Below are 17116 nucleotides of genomic sequence, written 5' to 3'. Positions count from 1 at the left end.
CCGTCGGTCCTACCTCACGAAAGACAGATGAATAAATCGCCGAGCGTCCTCGTCATTGGCGGGGGTTCGACTGGTACGGGCATCGCACGGGACCTGGCGATGCGCGGGCTGGATGTGACCCTCGTCGAGAAGGGGAATCTCACACATGGGACGACGGGGCGGATGCACGGCCTCCTCCACAGCGGCGGGCGGTACGCAGTATCCGACCAAGCGTCGGCCAAGGAGTGTATCGTAGAAAATCGCGTCCTACGACGAATCGCGGGCCACTGCGTCGAGATGACGGGTGGCCTGTTCGTCCAGCGACCCGAAGACTCCGACGAGTATTTCGAAAAGAAGCTAGCGGGATGCCGCGAGTGCGGGATTCCCGCTGAAGTCCTCTCGGCCGAAGAGGCTCGGGAGATAGAGCCGTACCTCGCAACGGACATCAAGCGAGCTATCAAGGTCCCCGACGGGGCTGTTGACCCGTTCCGACTCTGTGTTTCGAACGCCGCGAGTGCCGTCGAACACGGCGCGCGCGTCGAGACACACTCGGAGGTCACAGACGTGCTCGTCGAAGACGGCGAAGTCGTCGGCGTCGAAGTGACCCACCAGAGCGGGACCGGGCCGTACGTCCACGGAAAGCCCGGCGAAGTCGAAGAGATATACGCCGACTACGTCGTCAACGCGACTGGCGCGTGGGCGGGGCAAATCGGCGACCTCGCCGGCGTCGATGTCGAAGTGCGGCCGTCGAAGGGCGTTATGACCATCATGAACACCCGACAGGTCGATACGGTCGTCAACCGTTGTCGGCCGAAAGGCGACGCTGACATCATCGTTCCCCACGAGACGACGTGCATCCTCGGGACCACCGACGAAGAGGTCGAAGACCCCGAAGACTACCCCGAGGAGGGCTGGGAAGTTGACCTGATGATCGAAACGCTCTCGGAACTCGTTCCGATGCTGGAAGATGCACGGACGATTCGGTCGTTCTGGGGCGTCCGCCCGCTGTACGAACCGCCGGGGACGGGCACCGAAGACCCGACGGACATCACGCGCGAGTTCTTCCTTCTCGACCACGCCGACCGCGACGACCTGCCGGGCATGACGAGCATCGTCGGCGGAAAGCTCACGACCTACCGGATGATGGCCGAGAAGATTTCCGACCACGTCTGCGAGAAACTCGACGTCGAAGCCGAGTGCCGCACCGCCGACGAGCCACTTCCGGGGAGCGAGGACTTCTCCGTCCTCCGCGACTACATGGAGGACTTCGGTCTCCGGTCGCCGATTGGCCGCCGCTCGGTTCAGCGACTCGGCTCGCGGGCCGACGACGTGCTCAACAGTATCGACCCGAACCCGGTCGTCTGCGAGTGCGAGGCCGTCACCCGCGCCGAGATTCACGACGCGCTCGACACCGCGGGCACTGACCTCAACTCCGTTCGCATCCAGACGCGCGCCTCGATGGGCAACTGTCAGGGGGCGATTTGCTGTCACCGGATGGCGAACGAACTCGCACCCGAGTACGACGAAGACATCGTTCGCTCCTCGCTCGACGACCTCTATCAGGAGCGCTGGAAGGGCGAGCGCCACGCGATGTGGGGCGAACAGCTCTCACAGAGCGCGCTCAAACACATGTTGCACGCGACGACGATGAACCGCGACGAAGACCCGGCCGCGTCGGACGACGCACTCGACTTCGCCGCGTTCGACGACGGCAATCAGTCCGAAGGTGGAAGCGCTTCAGATGGGTCGTCCGGCGGCGCTGTCGCCGATGGCGGTCGCGTCTCCACCGCGGACGACACGGGAGGTGCCGATGGCGATAACTGACGACGTGCTCGTCGTCGGTGGCGGTCTCGCCGCCTGCACGGCCGCACTTTCCGCCGCGGAGACGGGCGCTCGCGTCCGCCTCCTCGCACACAAGAAGAGCACGCTCCGACAGGCCAGCGGTCTCGTGGACGTACTCGGCTACGCCGGCGGCGACGGTCCCTTCGCGGAGCCGTACGACGGACTCGACGCGCTTTCCGACGACCACCCGTATCACGTCGTCGGCGAAGACGGCATCCGCGACGGGCTTCGCCTCTTCGACGAGGCCGTCGGCGACGCCTATCAGGGCGGCCACACGGACGCGAACGCACTCGTGATGACGCACGGCGGGACGATGAAGCCGACCGCTCGCTACCCCGAGTCGGTCGCGCCCGGACTCGCCAGTTCGTCCGGCGACATGCTTCTCGTCGGCTTCGAGAGTCTGACCGACTTCGACGCACCCGTCGCGGCCGACCACCTCGCGGCCGCCAACGTTCCGTTTTCGGTTCGTGGCGTCACCGTCGAGTTCCCCAAATCGTTCCGTTCCGACGCCAAGGTCACGCGCTTCGCAAAGGCACTGGACCGTGACGAATCGGTGTCCGGCGGGACGGTTCGATCCGACCTCGCCGACGCTATCGCGGCCGAACTCGACGGCGAAACCCGCGTCGGCTTCCCGGCGATGCTCGGCGACGACCACGACGACGAGGTCCGCGACGAACTCGCAGACCGACTCGGCGTCCCGGTCTTCGAAGTCCCGACCGGCCCGCCGAGCCTTCTCGGTCTCAAACTCGAAGATATGCTGTTCGACGCCCTCGACGAAGCGGGCGTCCGCATTTCGACCGGTAACCCGGCGGTCGATTTCGAGACCGAAGACGGACGCATCGAGACGGTCATCGTAGACCAGAAACACCGAATGACACCCTACGAGGCCGACCAAATCGTCCTCGCAACGGGCGGCTTAGTCGGCAAGGGTCTCGATTCGGACCGCGAGCACATCACCGAACCCGTCTTCGGGTGCCACGTGCCGCATCCCGAGGACCGCTACGACTGGTCCGAACCCGAGGCGTTCGGGGACCACGCGTTCGCGCGCTTCGGCGTCGTCCCCGACGACGAACTGCGACCGACCGACGAAGACGGAGCGGTACAGTTCGAGAACTTGCGTGCGGCGGGCGGCGTCGTCGGCGGCGCTGACGTGGCACGCGAAAAATCCGCGAGCGGCGTCTCGCTGGCCACCGGTGCGGTCGCCGGACGCCTCGCGGGCGAGGAGGCAACCCAATGAGCGACGCAGAGTCACCGACAAATCCGAATCTTAGTCCCGGCGCACAGACAGACGACTTCGAAGCCGTCGAGGTGTTCTCCGAGAGCACCGACATGGACCTCCGTCCCGGCGCGGACAACTGTTACAAGTGTACCGCCTGCGACGTGTCCTGTCCGGTCGCCGAAGTTGACGACGAGTTCCCCGGGCCGAAGTTCCAAGGGCCGGAACAGTGGCGTCTCAAGCGCAAGGACGACGCCGCCGTTGACGACTCCATCATGTCGTGTTCGAACTGTATGCGCTGTGACGACGCCTGTCCGTCGGGCGTCCCGCTCAGCCAGATGCACAACACGGCCCGCGGCGAGTACGTCGAAGAGGAGATGGACAAACTCTCGCGGGAGTACATCCGCAACCGCATCCTCGCCAACTACGGGACGCTCGCGCAACTCGGAAGCATGTTCCCGCGTCTGACGAACGCCATCATGGGTAACTCGGTCGTCCAACAGATCAACGAGAAGGTCCTCGGCATCACCGCCGAGCGCGAGTTCCCCGACTTCGCCACACAGACGTTCCGCGAGTGGTGGAACGAACGCGGCGGTCCGAAGGTCCGCTCCGAAGAAAAGCGCGTCGCCTACTTCCACGGCTGTTACTCTAACTACAACACGCCCGAAGTCGGCAAGGCGATGGTACGCGTCTTCGAATCGTTCGGCTACGAGGTCGTCGTCCCTAAACAGCGCTGTTCGGGGACGCCGATGTTCGCAAACGGGATGCTGGAAGACGCGAAGCGCGCCGCCGGCATCAACGTCGAGAACTTCTCGGGGCTTCTCAACGAGGGTTACGACATCATCGCCTCGTGTACCTCGTGTTCGATGTCGCTCCGACAGGAGTACCCCGAACTGTTCGACATCGACGGCATCAAAGACGTGTCCAAACACACCTACGAAGCGCTCGAATACCTCCGCATCCACGAGGACCTCGAAAGCGAGGTCCGAACGTCGTCCGTCGAAGACCAGGCGTTCGCCTACCACGCGCCGTGTCACGCCCGCAATCAAGGTCTCGACCGGCAGGCGGTCGAACTGTTCCGCGAACTCGACGGCGTCGAAATCGAGGACGTGGGCGACTCCTGTTCCGGCATCTCCGGCACCTACGGCTGGAAAGAAGAGAAGTACGACAAGTCGATGCAGATCGGCGCGGACATGTTCGACCACATGGACCACGCCCAAGGCGATGTCGGGATGACCGAGTGTCCGACGTGTTCGATGCAGATGGAACACGGAACTGGATACGACATCAAACACCCGCTTCAACTCCTCGAAGAAGCGGTGGTGTGAGGCGCGCGCGATAGCGCGCACGCGCCGCGGTACCAATAATCACTGCCGAAATCGTCGTTCGTCGGTCGCGGGCGTCCAGCGCGCACGGTCGAGTGAAAAACTGCTATTCATCTGTTTGAGGGGCTTTTGAGCCAGAATTCACCAGTTCGGAGTTACGTCACCGCGCGGCGCTCGAACTCGTCGCGGCCGCTCAGCGCAACACATTCGAAAAACGACGATTTCAGGGTGGTAGTAAGAAAATAATCCCTCGAAATTGAGCCGTACAAGCGATTTAGAACGATATAGTCACCCCTTATTTCGAATCGTCAGTAAAGAAAGGTTTATCATATAATTTGTGCACGTTTGTAGTGGCAGAACTCTCGTGCTGAGAGTTCGCATCGAGGTTGGTCAAAATGTCAGAAAAAACATATGTCGGCGCCATCGACCAAGGTACCACAGGTACACGGTTCATGGTGTTCGACCACGACGGCAAGGTGGTCGCAAACGCATACGAGAAACACGAGCAAATCTACCCCGAACCCGGCTGGGTCGAACACGACCCGAACGAGATTTGGGAGAATACGAAGGTCGTCATCAACGAGGCGCTCGACGACGCCCTTCTCGACGCGGAACAACTCGAAGCGATCGGTATCACGAATCAACGCGAGACGACCATTATCTGGGACCGAGAGACCGGACAGCCGATTCACAACGCCATCGTCTGGCAGGACCGCCGAACGACAGACCGCATCGAGACGCTCGACGCGGACGACAAGACGGACGACGTGCGGGCCAAGACGGGACTCGAACCAGACGCGTACTTCTCTGCGACGAAAGCCGAGTGGCTACTCGACAACTCAGACCCCATCAAACTCCAGCGCTCGCGGCCCGAAGACATCCGCGACCGAGCGAGAGACGGCGAACTCGCCTTCGGGACCATCGACACGTGGCTCATCTACAAACTGACGGGGAACCACATCACGGACGTCACCAACGCGTCGCGGACCATGTTGTTCAACATCCACGACATGGAGTGGGACGACGACCTCCTCGACGAGTTCACCGTCCCCCGCGAGGTTCTCCCCGAAGTTCGCCCGTCGTCCGACGACGACCACTACGGCGAGACCGACGCCGACGGCTTCCTCGGTGCCGAAGTCCCCGTCACGGGCGCGCTCGGCGACCAGCAGGCCGCCCTGTTCGGTCAGACATGTTTCGACGCCGGTGACGCGAAGAACACCTACGGGACCGGTTCGTTCATGCTCATGAACACCGGTGACGAGGCCGTCATGTCGGAACACGGCCTGCTTACCACCGTCGGCTTCCAGCGTACCGGCGAACCCGTTCAGTACGCCCTCGAAGGTTCGATCTTCATCACCGGCGCGGCTATCGAGTGGCTCGAAGATATGACACTCATCGAGAGCGCCACCGAGTCCGAAAAACTCGCCCGTTCTGTCGATTCGACCGACGGCGTCTACTTCGTGCCCGCGTTCGCCGGGCTTGGCGCGCCGCACTGGGACCAGCGCGCCCGCGGCACCATCGTCGGCATGACGCGTGGTACCCGCCGCGAACACATCGTTCGCGCCACACTCGAATCCATCGCGTTCCAAACCCGCGACGTGGCCGAAGCGATGGAGTCCGACAGCGACATCGACCTCTCCAGTCTCCGCGTTGACGGCGGCGCGGTCAAGAACAACTTCCTCTGTCAACTCCAGTCGAACATCCTCGACACCGAAATCGTCCGCCCGCAGGTTGACGAGACCACGGCGCTCGGTGCGGCCTACGCCGCCGGTCTCGCCGTCGGCTACTGGGAGACCATGGACGAACTCCGCGCGAACTGGCAGGTTGACCGCGAGTTCGAACCGAAGGACCCACAGAACGTCGAGCACCGCTACGGCCGCTGGCAAGAAGCGGTCGAGCGGTCGCTCGATTGGGCACGGGAGAGCTAAGATGTTCGAGACGCTCCCGCTCCAGATTCCGGTTCTCGGTCTCGAAGTCGAGCGCTTTCTCGCGCTCCTCCTCGCGGCGTTCGCCGGTGGGATGTTCGGAGCGGCAATCGGCGCGCTCCCCTCGTTTATCTTCACTGGATTCGTCGTCCTCCTCGGTGAGACCGCCGGAACCGTCATCCGACAGTTAGAAGGCACCGAGATACTCACCGCTGGCGAACTCGGGACCGGAATCACCGGTAGTATCGGATTCGGCCCGTTCGTCGGTCCCCACATCGCCTTCGCCGGCGGTGTCGCGGCGACGGCGTACGCGGCCAAGCGCTACCCCGAGATGGAACCCGACGGCTGGGACTTCCACTTCGGAAAAGACATTCTCTACGCCTTCGGCACGAAGCCGGACATTCTCGCCGTCGGCGGCCTGTTCGGCGTCCTCGGTCTGCTCATCGCCCGCACCGCGTCGGGCCTCGGACTACCGCTGGACGGCATCGCTCTGTCGGTCATGACGACCGCGCTCATCGCGCGGCCGGTGTTCGGCTACCCGCTTCTCGGAAGCCCCGCCGGCGACGGCTTCCTCGACATGACGCCGTTCGAACGCGACGAACTGCGGCGCGACGGAAGCGGCCGCCCGGCTGTCGAACCGTGGCTTCCCCAACAGTACAAGTGGCTCAACGTCTCCGTGCTCGGACTCGGTGCCGGTATCCTCGGTGGCTGGGCGTGGCTCATCACCGGGAGCTTCTTCCTCGGCTACGGCATCTCAGCGGCGAGCCTGTTGTTCTTGAACCTCGGCGTCGAGAACTTCCCCGTCACCCACCACATCACGCTCGGTGGCTCGGCGTTCGCGGCCGTCGCCGCCCCGATTGTCGGCGGAAGCGAACCGCTGATTATCGTCGCCGGAGCCGTCGGCGGTCTCGTCGGCGCGCTTCTCGGCGAGGTGACACAGCGCGTCGCATACTCGCATTCGGGGACCCACGTGGACCCCCCCGCGATGTCGATTACGATTTACTCGCTCGCCATCGGCGTGCTACACCTGCTGAACGTGATTCCCAACGCGGCGTACCTCTGACGCACCCAAGCAGTACCCGCTTCGGACGTACCGTCGCACCGCTCGCGGCTCACGAGTCGGTCGCCGACGGCGGCCGACGTGATTTTTTCGGGTCGCAACCCCCCCACGACCGTCAGTGCTAACTCAGCACGGCCGAGAGGCTGTGTATGGAGCGCATCGTCACCGTCGTTCCGGAAGACGGGCTTCACGCTCGCCCGGCATCCATGTTCGTTGAGACTGCAAACTCGTTCGACGCGGAGATTCGAATCGGCCGCGCGGACGACGGCGAACTCGTTCCCGCGGCGAGCATGCTCGCCGTCACCGGTCTCGGCGTCCGCCACGACGAACTCGTCAAGCTAGTCGCCGAGGGTGACGACGCGGCGGCCGCTTTGGACGCGCTCGAAGACGTACTCTCGACGCCGGAACGCGGCGACGAGTGACGCGAGACTCGCTTTTCAGCCCGACTGGGTCGGACTGTGCGACCGGTTCAATTCAGTTTCCGATAGTCGCGGGCGTCTTCGGCCCGCTCGACGACCGAATCGAGCGTCGCCTTCGAACTCGTCGTCTCGACCGCCGCGTTGAGCGTTCCCTCTAAAATCGGCGCGTCGGCGATGACGGCCGGAACGTCCGCGGCCATCTCGATGGCGAGTTCGGCGTTCATCACGGCGCTTCCGAGGTCAACGAGGACGACGACGCCGTCACCGTCGTCGGCCGACTCGATACCCTCGCGGATTCGGTCCGGAGACGTGCCGATACCGGCTTCGTCGCCGCCGGCAGGGACGATTCTGGCGTTTCCGCCGCCCATCTGTGCGGCCACGTCTGCGATACCTTCGGCGGCCTTCGCGCTGTGCGAGACGACGACGAGACCGATCATTCGTCCCTCCGCGCGGCGTCGGCGGCGTGTGCGTCGCGCTCGACAGCACCGTCGAGGTACGTTTCGGCGGTCGCAAGCAGTGCTTCGAGAATGAACAGTGTACTCGTCGCGCCGGGGTCCTGATGGCCGACAGAGCGCCAATCGAGGAACGATGCGCGGCCCTTCAACGCCTTGAGCGGGACGGTGAACGCGACGCCGCGTTCGGCCGCATCGACCGCTTTGGCGAGGGCCGAAAGCGGCGGGAGGTCGTCCTGTTCGATGGACTTCTTGTAGGTGTGGACCGCGGGGACGAGCGCGTCAACCATCGTCTTCGACCCGACTTCCGCCCCACCGCGGTCTTTGACCTTGTCGAGGTACGTCTCCGCGAAGGCGACCGACGTGTCCGCAGTGATGCCGTCTTCGAGTTCTTGACTGGCGAACATGATAGAGCCGCCGTAGAGCGGTCCGGCGGCACCGCCGACGTTCGAAATGAGCGTCTTACCGACGTTCTGTACGACCTCGTTCGGGTCCAGCTCCTCGAACTCGTCGCGTTTTTCGGCCGCCTTACCGAAGCCGCGTTGCATGTTCGCGCCGTGGTCCGCGTCACCGATTGCGGAGTCGAGGTCGGTGAGATACGACTTCTCGTCGGCGAGTCGCGCCGCCACGTTATCGAGCGCGTCCAGTACCGCGTCGCGTTCCGTCTCAGCATCGGCCATAGGTTCACCTTCGTAACCGAGTCGTTAAGCCCTTGCCACGGTGGAGTGTTCCGCCTGAAAATTGGGTTGCGGGTTGTCGGACGGGCGATTTACTCGGAGACGGTGAGCGCGGGCGTTTCCGCGGGCGCGCCGAGCAGTGTTTTCAGTTCGTCGTCAACCCGGAGGACCGAGACCGAACAGCCCATCATGTCCAGCGAGGTCATGTAGTCGCCGACCCACGCGTCCCACGTCTCGACGCCGTGGTCGTCGAGGATGGACTGGAGTTTTCGATTGACGATGTAGAGTTCCGAAAGCGGCGTGCCGCCCATACCGTTGACCATTGTCACGACCTCCTCGCCCTCGTCGAGTTCGAGGTCCGAGAGGACGTTTTCGGTCAGGTGTTCGGTTATCTCGTCGGCGCTCATGATGTCCGCGCGCTCGGTTCCGGGTTCGCCGTGGATGCCGATTCCGAGTTCGATTTCGTCCTCGCCGAGGTCGAACGTCGGTTCTCCCTTGTCGGGCGTGACACACGAGGTGAGCGCCATCCCCATCGTGCGGACGTTGTCGATGACCTTCTCTGCGACCGCCGTGACCTCGCCGAGGTCGCCGCCTGCGGCCGCCTTCGCGCCAGCGCACTTGTGGACGAAGATGGTTCCTGCGACGCCGCGGCGGCCCGAGGTGTATAGCGAGTCTTCGACCGAAACGTCGTCGTTGACGACGACTTGCTCGACTTCGACGCCCTCCATCGACGCCATCTCGGCGGCGGTGTCGAAGTTCATCACGTCGCCTTCGTAGTTCTTGACGACACAGAGGACGCCCTCGCCTGCGTCGGTCGCCTGAATCATCTCATCTATCTGGTCCGCCGTCGGCGACGTGAACACCTCGCCCGCCGCCGCGCCGTCGAGCATGCCCTCGCCGAGATAGCCCGCGTGTGTCGGTTCGTGGCCCGACCCCCCACCGGAGACGACCGCGACCTTCCCATCGACCGGCGCGTCGTCTCTAACGAGTACCGACGTGCCGTCGAGGCGGCGCAGTTCGGGGTGTGCGGCCACCATCCCGTCGAGCATTTCGTCAACTACCGCGCTCGGTTCGTTGATCAATTTCTTCATGATTCACGTACTAGAATGGTCGATTAGGGCAAAAGTGTTGGTCAGCCGGAGCACTCGGCTGGCAGTCACGGGCCAAAAAACGACGCCGTCGTCGCCGACGGTGTCTCAGTCGAGTTGCGTGACCGCGATGGTCACGGACACGTCTTCGACGTCCCACGTCTCGACGGTCTCGCCCTCTGCGCGTCCGAGTTCGAGCGTGCGAGCGCGGACTTCCTCGGCGATGAGGTCGTGGTTCTCCTCGACGAAGGCGGCTACGCGGTCGTCCGCGACGTCGATTTCCACGTCGATTTCGGCTTCGACGTCGAGGTCGAGTTGCTTGCGCATCTCCTGGATTCGGCGGATAACGTCGCGGGCGTAGCCCTCGGACTCGATGTCGTCTGAGAGTTCGGTATCAACGTAGACGGTGCCGCCCTCGAAGTCAGCACCGGAGACGTGTTCCGGCGGTTCGGCGCGATAGCTGACCATCTCGTCGGTGAGTTCGTAGGTCTCGCCATCGACTTCGACGCCGGATTCGACGTCGGCGCGGGAACGACCTTCGACGGCACCCATGATTTTCTGGGCGTCAGCGCCGAACTCCGGCCCGATGACGCTCATCTGCGGTTCAGCCGTCTCGACGAGTTCGTCGAACACTTCGACGACTTCGACGGCCCGCGTGTTCACGCGCTCAGAGAGGAGGTCCGAGAGGGCTTCGACCGCCTCGGTAACCTCGTCGTCGTCGGACTCGACGACGATACGCGAGACGGGCCAGCGGAGTTTGCGGCCGCCGAGTTGGCGAGCGTGGGCCGCGGCCTCCTCGACATCACGGAGAACCGCCATGTTGGTCTCCAGTTCCTCGTTTCGGAGGTCGTCGTCGGATTCGGGGTACGAGAGCATGTGGACGGTCGTCTCGGAGCCGTCGAGTCGCTGGTACATGCGCTCGGCCATGTAGGGCGTGTAGGGCGCGATGAGTTGGATGGACTCGGTGAGGACGGTCGAAAGCGTCGCGTACGCGCCGAGTTTGGAGTCCGAATCCTCTTCGTCCCACATACGCTCGCGGATGGCTTTCACGTAGAACCGAGACACGTCTTCGGTGATGAAGTCGAGAAGCGTGTTCAGCGCGGTGGAGACCTCGTAGTCGTCCCACGCGTCGTGCATCTCGGCTTTCACGGTCTGAAGCCGCGAGAGCACCCACTCGTCAACGATGGTGAGTTCGCCCTCCGAGAGGTCGGTCTCGGCGGGGTCGTAGCCGTCGAGGTCCATGTACGGAAGCGGGAAGCGGAAGACGTTCCAGAAGATGTTGAGCGTGGACTGCATGTCCGCGAGACCGTCCCAGTCGAACGAGAGGTCAACGCCCTGCTGGTCGTGGCTCAGGAGGTACGCGCGAAGCGGGTCGCGGCCGGCGCGGTCGATAGCCTCCTCGGGCGTGACGATGTTGCCGACGGACTTCGACATCTTGCGGCCGTCCTTGTCGTTTGCGAACCCGTGCATGAGAACCTCCTTGTACGGCGACTCGCCCGTCGCGGCGGTTCCCATGCCGAGTTGCGACCAGAACCACCCGCGGGTCTGGTCGTGGGCCTCGATGATGAGGTCGGCGGGCCACAGCTCCTCGAAGTTATCGGTTTCGCCGGGGTAATCGAGGGTGCCCCACGTGGCGACAGAGGAGTCGATCCACACGTCGAACACGTCGGGGACGCGCTCGTAGGTCACGCCGTCTTCGGTGATGGTGAGGGGGTCAACCGACGGTCGGTGAAGGTCGATTTCGTCGGGGTCGATATCTTGGTCGGCGCGCTCGGCGAGTTCTTCGCGGGTGCCGACGACAAGCATCTCTTTTGCGCCCTCGGCGTCGGGGTCTTCCGGAACCCAGATGGGAAGCGGGATGCCCCAGTAGCGCTGGCGGGAGATGTTCCAGTCGGGGGCGTCGCTCACGAAGTCACGGAAGCGGTTGTCGCGCGCCCATTGCGGGTGCCACTCGGACTCCTCGATGTTGTCCAAGAGTTGGTCTTTGATGTCTGTGACCGTGATGAACCACTGGTCCGTGGCGAGGAAGATGATGTCCGTGTCACAGCGCCAACAGTGACCGTAGCGGTGGTCGTGCTCGCCTGCGTGGAGTAGGTGGCCGTTCGCTTCGAGGTCGTCCATGACCGCCGGGTTGGCGTCGCGGACGAACGTGCCGGCGTAGTCGCCGGCCTGTTCCGTGAACTCGCCTTTGTCGTCAACGGGGACGAACACGTCGAGACCGAGTTCCTGCCCGCGGGCGAAGTCCTCTTGACCGTGGCCGGGCGCGGAGTGGACGAGACCGGTTCGGTCGGCTTCGACGTAGTCGGCGGTGTAGACCTGTCCGGCACCCTCGAAGTCGGCGAACTCGGTGAGCACGGGTGCCAGCGGGTGGTCGTACTCCCAGCCGACCATCTCTTCGCCGGTAACCTCATCGAGAACCTCGAAGTCCTCGTAACGACCCTTCTTGAGCACGTCCTCGACGCAGGGTTCGGCGACGTAGAGCACTTCGCTCTCGCCGTCTTTCTCGGCGCGGACCGCCTGGTAGGTCATCTCCTCGGAGACGGCGACGAAGGTGTTCGCCGGGATGGTCCACGGGGTCGTCGTCCAGATGACGAGGTTACCCTCGCGGCCCTGCAACGGGAACTTGACGTAGATAGACGGCGAGGTGATTTCGTCGTATTCGACCTCGTTGGCGGCGATGGCGGTCTGACAGCGCGGGCAGTAATTGACAGAGCGTTTGCCCTGCTCGACGAGTCCGTTGTCGGCAACGTTGGAGAACGCCCACCACGCGGCCTCCATGTACTCCGGCGATAGCGTCTCGTAGGGGTTGTCCCAGTCCATCCACGTGCCGATGGACTTGAAGTCCTCGTCCATCGCCTCGCGGTTGCGGACGGCGAACTCCTTGCACTTGTCGATGAACGCCTCCATACCGAACTCCTCGATATCGCGCTTCGAGGTAAAGCCGAGTTCCTCTTCGACTTTCACCTCGATGGGAAGCCCGTGCATGTCGTAGCCGGGGCGGTCGGTGACGTGGTGCCCCGTCATGCGCTTGAAGCGGATGGCGGCGTCCTTCAGCGTCTTGTTCCAGGCCGTGCCGAGGTGCATCTGGCCGGACGTGTACGGTGGACCGTCAACGAAGAAGAACGACGGGTCGTCGGCGTGTGCCTCCTTCGTCGCCTCGTACGCGTCGTTCTCGTCCCAGTACTCGCCGACTACGGACTCGACATCCGCCGGCGTGTACTGGTCTGCGATGTCTTCCATACCCCGACGTTCTCGCGGATATATATCAAAACGGCGGGTCTCGTCCGCGTCCGTCGGACGTTCTGTCGCGTCGCTCTCAGACATGGTCACGGCTCCGTCGCGGCGGACGGGTGGCTCGTCGCCACCGTCCGAACGCAGTGGGTTCAGTCTGCGGTCGATACTCGTGTCGGGTGTGAGTCGTGTGTCGTTCCATACGATGTACTGCGGGTGCTCAGAGACGATTCGGGCGGGATACGGAGTTGGAGAGTTGTGCGAGGCTACTGCCCCGCAATAATGAGCGAGTCGACGGCGACGGTGGACAGTCGGGACTGAGAGACCGCAAGCGAGCGGTGTTCAGTCCGGTGCCGTCGCATAATACGTGACACGTGTGTCTCGGAGCAGATAACCCTTACTCCGAGGGCGACACCACCGCTCTCCGGTGATGAAAGCGGGGGGCCGCTCGGAGAGACCGCTCAGTCCCACGTAATCCACAGGAGGATTCCCAGCGCGACCGCTTGGAGGACGTGAATCCCCATCAGGACGCGCCACGCGACAGCGGGCATCTGCGTGGCGAACCACACCGAAAGCGTAGGGTCAACGAGGTAGTAATACAGGGTGAACAGGCTCTGTACGAGGAGGAAGAACCCGAACACGAGCAGGCCGAGAGCGTGTTTTGACCGGAAGGTCAGGTAATTCCGTCCCCAAATTCCGAGCATGACGACGAGGAACGCGGCACTCAGGCCGACCGAGAGCCGAGCGATATCGACCCAGATGCTCATGGCCATCGCTCCGTGTGGGGCAGTCCGCGTCGTGGTCTCTGTGTTGTCGTCATTCACTCACCTGTGCGATGATTTGCTCGATGGTGTCCCAATGCTGTCTCGTCCGTCCGGAGGGGATGTAGACCGTTCCGTAGCCGTCGCCGCCGTTTTCGACGACGCCGTTTTTCACGAGCACGTCGAGGTGGTGACGAACCGTCTTGTAGTCGAGTTGCAGTTCCTCGGCGAGTCGGTTGGCGTTTTGCGGACGGGCCGATAGTTCGCGGAGGATTCTGATTCGGTTCGCACCGCCGCGCGTGCCGGTCAGTACGTACCAGAGAACGCCCTCCATCCACCGCTATTACGGACGAAAGCGACGTAAGTACGTCGGCTGGTACCAACTGTCGTCGTATTTTCGACTGACATTCTGTTGCCGACTGTCGGTGGGCGCAGTGCGGTCGAAACGAACCGAGTTGGGACGGTCGGTTCGGGTTCGCAACTCTGCGCCCGTCTCCGTCCTCGTACACAGACCCGGCCTCGGTCTCGAACCCGAGACGACTGTCAGTTAGTTGTCGGCGACGACGCTGAGGTCGAATCCCGCGTCTCCGGGTTCGTCGTCGGGCGTCAGGTAGCCAAGTGCGATCGCGGTGTAGGCGCGGCCGCCTTCGGCCGACACGTCGAATTCGGCAACCACGTCGCCGTCGTTGGACTCCGTGTCGCCCCGAATCTGGAGTGTGTAGTCTCCGGCGGGGACCTCAACTGTCGCGGCGTCGCCGAAGGCCGCGCCGTCAACGAGAGCGTCTCCTGAACCCGCGACAGCCACATCGACCGCGGGTGCGTCGGGCGAGGCGTGGAGGACGCGGATACGGGCCGTATCGTCAGCGGGGGCCGAGCGGTCGTCTTCGAGGAGCGAGACTGCGAAGGCGTTGTCGGCCATCGAGTCGAGTTCGCCGAGCGCCGCGGCGGTGTACGCACCGGCCGCGAGGTCGAGTTCCTCGTCGAAGACGACGGTATCGGGTGCGTCGGTCGCGCGAATCGTCACTTGATGCATCCCGGTGGTCAGCGCGAGGTAGTCGCTTACGGCACCGAACGGCACGTCAGAGAGGGCGACCGCGCCGTCAACGACCACGTCCACGTTCGGCGCGTCCGGCGAGAGGTGCGCGGCGCGGAAGAAGACGTCACGCTGGACGAGACCGCCGCCGCCGGCACCGGCGTCAACGGCCGCGATGGGCCGGAAGGCTTCGTCCATCGGTTCGTCGTCGGACGTCAGGTACCCCGCGGCAAACACCGTGTAGACGGTCCCGCCGACGAATTCGACGTCGAACTCGGCGACCGCGTCGCCGTCGTTCGATTCCGTGTCGCCTCTGACCTGGAGCGTGTAGGTGTTGGCTGGCACTTCGACGCTTCCGGACTGGGTGAATTCGACGCCGTCGAAGAGCGTCTGGTCGCCCGCAGTGATGTCCACGGCAGGCGCGTCCGGCGAGGCGTGAACGACGCGAACGCGGGCGGTGTCGTCGGAAGGGACCGAGACGTCGTCTTCGAGTACGAGCGGTTCGAACGTCTCTTCGGAGAGTTCGCCGACTGCGGCGACGGTGTAGGTCGCCTCGGCAACGTCGAGGTCGCCCTCGAAGGCGACCGTCGAGTCGTCGCCCGCGGCCGTTATCTTCACCGTCCGCACCCCGACCGGAACCGAGAGGTAGTCGCTCACCGCCCCGAACGGCACGTCTGAGAGGGCCATCGAGTCATCGACGTACACGTCAACGTTCGGCGCGTCCGGCGAAAGGTGTGCCACGCGCACCATCGCCATCTCCGGTTCCGGCGTCGGTGTCGGCGTTGGTGTGGTGGTCGTCTCCATCTCGTCGTCGTCTGCTGTGCCACTGCCCATGCAACCTGCGAGTCCACCAACGATGGCGACACCGCCGATTCCACGGAGCATATCTCGGCGCTTCATGTTCGTCATAGCGACGAGAGATGGATTCGGCGAAGCAAAGATGAGGATTTTCCCAAATTCAGCCAGAATGCCTCCAGATTCAGACGCCAATGGAGCCACTATCCGACTAGTAGATTGTTTTTATCCAGAATAAACCCAGTGATGCCAAATTCTGACGGAGGCTGATTCGACCGCTGAACGCGGGAGTCGCTACCCGAAATCCGGCAGGTCGTCGGGGGCTTCGTATTCAGACTCCCAGTCGATGTAGTCGTCTTTGAGCACGTCACACACCGCTTGGCCGAGTTCGGTGAGTCCGGCGTTTATCGACGACACCTGCCCCCACGAGGTCAACTCGGGGTGTAACTCGCGTTCCTTCCAGTCTTCGGGGAGACCGGGAGCGTGGTAGCCGACGCGGTCGGCGAAGTCGTCCCAGAAGAAGTCGAAGTACGTGAGTAAGTCGAGGTCGAGGACTATCTGCCACTGTGCTTCGGTGACAGGAGTCTCCGCGGCCCACGACTCGAACGCGTCGGCCCACGCGCCCTCGACGAGGAACGCTTCGAGTTCGGTTCGCTTGAAGTCGGCATCGACGGCGACCTCCGCGTCGTCGTACTGGTTCGGGTCCACTTTCGGAAGCGACGGCGGGTCGGGGACGGGAACGTCGAGCATGCTCGGCAGTGGGTCGCGGTCCCGGATAAGCGTTCGCCGGACGGGACGGTCCGACGGCCCGCGCGTCGCTTAGTCTTCCATCCGTTCGATGACGGATTCCAGTTGGGCGGCGCGCTCTGCGACCGCTTGCTCGCGGAGTTCCGCTTCCTCGTCGGTCTCGCAGACGAGTTTCGGCACCGGCGTCGGGTGGCCGTCGTCGTCGAGCGCGACGAACGTCAGAAACGACGTGGTCGTCTTCCGGCGTTCGTCGGTCTTCGGGTTCTCGGCGTGGACATCGACTTTCACGTCAACGCTCGTCCGGCCGACGTTGAAGACATAGGCGTCCATCACGGCGACTTCGCCGAGGTCGATCGGGCCGATGAAATCGACGTGGTCCATCGACGCGGTGACACACTGCCGGTTGGAAAAGCGCATCGCCGCGATGGCACCGCAGATGTCCATCCAGTGCAGGACGGCCCCACCGAGCGCGCGGCCGAGATTGTTCGTGTCGTTCGGTAAGAGCAGTTCGGTCATCTCAGTGCGCGATTCGGCGAGCGTCGCAGTGGGGTTGCTCATGCGAGAGG

General features: G+C 63.6%; 15 protein-coding genes. 6 read left to right on the top strand and 9 right to left on the bottom strand.

The window, feature by feature from the left end; genetic code table 11:
- The first annotated feature begins 27 nt into the window (after positions 1-27).
- The 6 genes from glpA (at position 28) to ptsH1 (ending at position 7769) form a co-directional block, all read left to right on the top strand.
- Positions 28-1803, top strand: coding sequence for an anaerobic glycerol-3-phosphate dehydrogenase subunit GlpA (glpA, locus tag C440_RS00955; RefSeq protein WP_008317363.1), 1776 nt, complete (start codon positions 28-30; stop codon positions 1801-1803).
- The gene (gene glpB / locus C440_RS00950) at positions 1790-3058 is read left to right on the top strand and encodes a glycerol-3-phosphate dehydrogenase subunit GlpB (RefSeq protein WP_008317362.1); all 1269 of its coding nucleotides are present in this window, start codon (positions 1790-1792) and stop codon (positions 3056-3058) included. Before glpA ends, glpB begins: the two co-directional genes overlap by 14 nt.
- The gene (locus tag C440_RS00945) at positions 3055-4365 is read left to right on the top strand and encodes an anaerobic glycerol-3-phosphate dehydrogenase subunit C (protein ID WP_008317361.1); all 1311 of its coding nucleotides are present in this window, start codon (positions 3055-3057) and stop codon (positions 4363-4365) included. The genes glpB and C440_RS00945 overlap by 4 nt, the downstream gene beginning before the upstream one ends.
- A 392-nt stretch (positions 4366-4757) precedes the next feature.
- Positions 4758-6290: a glycerol kinase GlpK gene (gene glpK / locus C440_RS00940; RefSeq protein WP_008317360.1), complete on the top strand. Its 1533-nt coding sequence runs from the start codon at positions 4758-4760 to the stop codon at positions 6288-6290.
- A gap of 1 nt (position 6291) precedes the next feature.
- Positions 6292-7350, top strand: coding sequence for a hypothetical protein (locus C440_RS00935; RefSeq protein WP_008317359.1), 1059 nt, complete (start codon positions 6292-6294; stop codon positions 7348-7350).
- Positions 7351-7496: 146 nt separating this feature from the next.
- Positions 7497-7769, top strand: coding sequence for a phosphocarrier protein HPr (ptsH1, locus tag C440_RS00930; protein WP_008317357.1), 273 nt, complete (start codon positions 7497-7499; stop codon positions 7767-7769).
- Between the two features lie 47 nt (positions 7770-7816).
- Here ptsH1 and dhaM read toward each other — a convergent pair whose 3' ends face one another.
- From dhaM to C440_RS00885, 9 genes are all read right to left on the bottom strand, one after another.
- On the bottom strand, positions 7817-8203 hold the full coding sequence (gene dhaM, locus C440_RS00925; RefSeq protein WP_008317355.1) for a dihydroxyacetone kinase phosphoryl donor subunit DhaM: 387 nt from the start codon (positions 8201-8203) through the stop codon (positions 7817-7819).
- A complete protein-coding gene (gene dhaL, locus C440_RS00920) occupies positions 8200-8898 on the bottom strand; it encodes a dihydroxyacetone kinase subunit DhaL (protein ID WP_008317352.1) in 699 nt (232 codons plus the stop codon). Before dhaL ends, dhaM begins: the two co-directional genes overlap by 4 nt.
- Before the next feature lie 89 nt (positions 8899-8987).
- On the bottom strand, positions 8988-9986 hold the full coding sequence (dhaK, locus tag C440_RS00915; protein WP_008317351.1) for a dihydroxyacetone kinase subunit DhaK: 999 nt from the start codon (positions 9984-9986) through the stop codon (positions 8988-8990).
- A 105-nt stretch (positions 9987-10091) separates the two neighbouring features.
- Positions 10092-13223 carry an isoleucine--tRNA ligase gene (gene ileS / locus C440_RS00910; RefSeq protein WP_049915096.1) on the bottom strand — a complete coding sequence of 1044 codons (3132 nt, stop codon included), beginning with the start codon at positions 13221-13223 and terminating at the stop codon, positions 10092-10094.
- Between the two features lie 452 nt (positions 13224-13675).
- Positions 13676-13981 carry a hypothetical protein gene (locus C440_RS00905; protein WP_049915123.1) on the bottom strand — a complete coding sequence of 102 codons (306 nt, stop codon included), beginning with the start codon at positions 13979-13981 and terminating at the stop codon, positions 13676-13678.
- Positions 13982-14030: 49 nt separating this feature from the next.
- The gene (locus C440_RS00900) at positions 14031-14309 is read right to left on the bottom strand and encodes an ArsR/SmtB family transcription factor (RefSeq protein WP_008317343.1); all 279 of its coding nucleotides are present in this window, start codon (positions 14307-14309) and stop codon (positions 14031-14033) included.
- A gap of 213 nt (positions 14310-14522) precedes the next feature.
- Positions 14523-15917, bottom strand: a complete 1395-nt coding sequence (locus C440_RS00895; RefSeq protein WP_008317342.1) for a DUF4397 domain-containing protein — start codon at positions 15915-15917, stop codon at positions 14523-14525.
- A gap of 180 nt (positions 15918-16097) precedes the next feature.
- Entirely contained in the window at positions 16098-16553 is a 456-nt protein-coding gene (locus C440_RS00890) for a hypothetical protein (protein ID WP_008317341.1), read from the bottom strand.
- 69 nt (positions 16554-16622) lie between these two features.
- A complete protein-coding gene (locus tag C440_RS00885) occupies positions 16623-17108 on the bottom strand; it encodes an acyl-CoA thioesterase (RefSeq protein WP_008317340.1) in 486 nt (161 codons plus the stop codon).
- Positions 17109-17116 lie beyond the last annotated feature (8 nt).

Source organism: Haloferax mucosum ATCC BAA-1512 (assembly GCF_000337815.1).
In the GTDB taxonomy this organism is placed as follows: Archaea; Halobacteriota; Halobacteria; order Halobacteriales; family Haloferacaceae; genus Haloferax; species Haloferax mucosum.
The sequence above is the reverse complement of the archived record's forward strand: the minus strand, read 5'-3'. Positions and strand labels throughout refer to the sequence as shown.

Excerpts from the sequence above, each read along its gene's own strand:
- C440_RS00905 (WP_049915123.1), bottom strand. The coding sequence starts at position 13,981 with ATGAGCATCTGGGTCGATATCGCTCGGCTCTCGGTCGGCCTGAGTGCC.
- glpA (WP_008317363.1), top strand. The coding sequence starts at position 28 with ATGAATAAATCGCCGAGCGTCCTCGTCATTGGCGGGGGTTCGACTGGT.
- ptsH1 (WP_008317357.1), top strand. The coding sequence starts at position 7,497 with ATGGAGCGCATCGTCACCGTCGTTCCGGAAGACGGGCTTCACGCTCGC.
- C440_RS00885 (WP_008317340.1), bottom strand. The coding sequence starts at position 17,108 with ATGAGCAACCCCACTGCGACGCTCGCCGAATCGCGCACTGAGATGACC.
- dhaM (WP_008317355.1), bottom strand. The coding sequence starts at position 8,203 with ATGATCGGTCTCGTCGTCGTCTCGCACAGCGCGAAGGCCGCCGAAGGT.
- dhaK (WP_008317351.1), bottom strand. The coding sequence starts at position 9,986 with ATGAAGAAATTGATCAACGAACCGAGCGCGGTAGTTGACGAAATGCTC.
- dhaL (WP_008317352.1), bottom strand. The coding sequence starts at position 8,898 with ATGGCCGATGCTGAGACGGAACGCGACGCGGTACTGGACGCGCTCGAT.
- C440_RS00890 (WP_008317341.1), bottom strand. The coding sequence starts at position 16,553 with ATGCTCGACGTTCCCGTCCCCGACCCGCCGTCGCTTCCGAAAGTGGAC.
- C440_RS00935 (WP_008317359.1), top strand. The coding sequence starts at position 6,292 with ATGTTCGAGACGCTCCCGCTCCAGATTCCGGTTCTCGGTCTCGAAGTC.
- ileS (WP_049915096.1), bottom strand. The coding sequence starts at position 13,223 with ATGGAAGACATCGCAGACCAGTACACGCCGGCGGATGTCGAGTCCGTA.
- C440_RS00900 (WP_008317343.1), bottom strand. The coding sequence starts at position 14,309 with ATGGAGGGCGTTCTCTGGTACGTACTGACCGGCACGCGCGGCGGTGCG.
- glpK (WP_008317360.1), top strand. The coding sequence starts at position 4,758 with ATGTCAGAAAAAACATATGTCGGCGCCATCGACCAAGGTACCACAGGT.
- C440_RS00945 (WP_008317361.1), top strand. The coding sequence starts at position 3,055 with ATGAGCGACGCAGAGTCACCGACAAATCCGAATCTTAGTCCCGGCGCA.
- glpB (WP_008317362.1), top strand. The coding sequence starts at position 1,790 with ATGGCGATAACTGACGACGTGCTCGTCGTCGGTGGCGGTCTCGCCGCC.
- C440_RS00895 (WP_008317342.1), bottom strand. The coding sequence starts at position 15,917 with ATGACGAACATGAAGCGCCGAGATATGCTCCGTGGAATCGGCGGTGTC.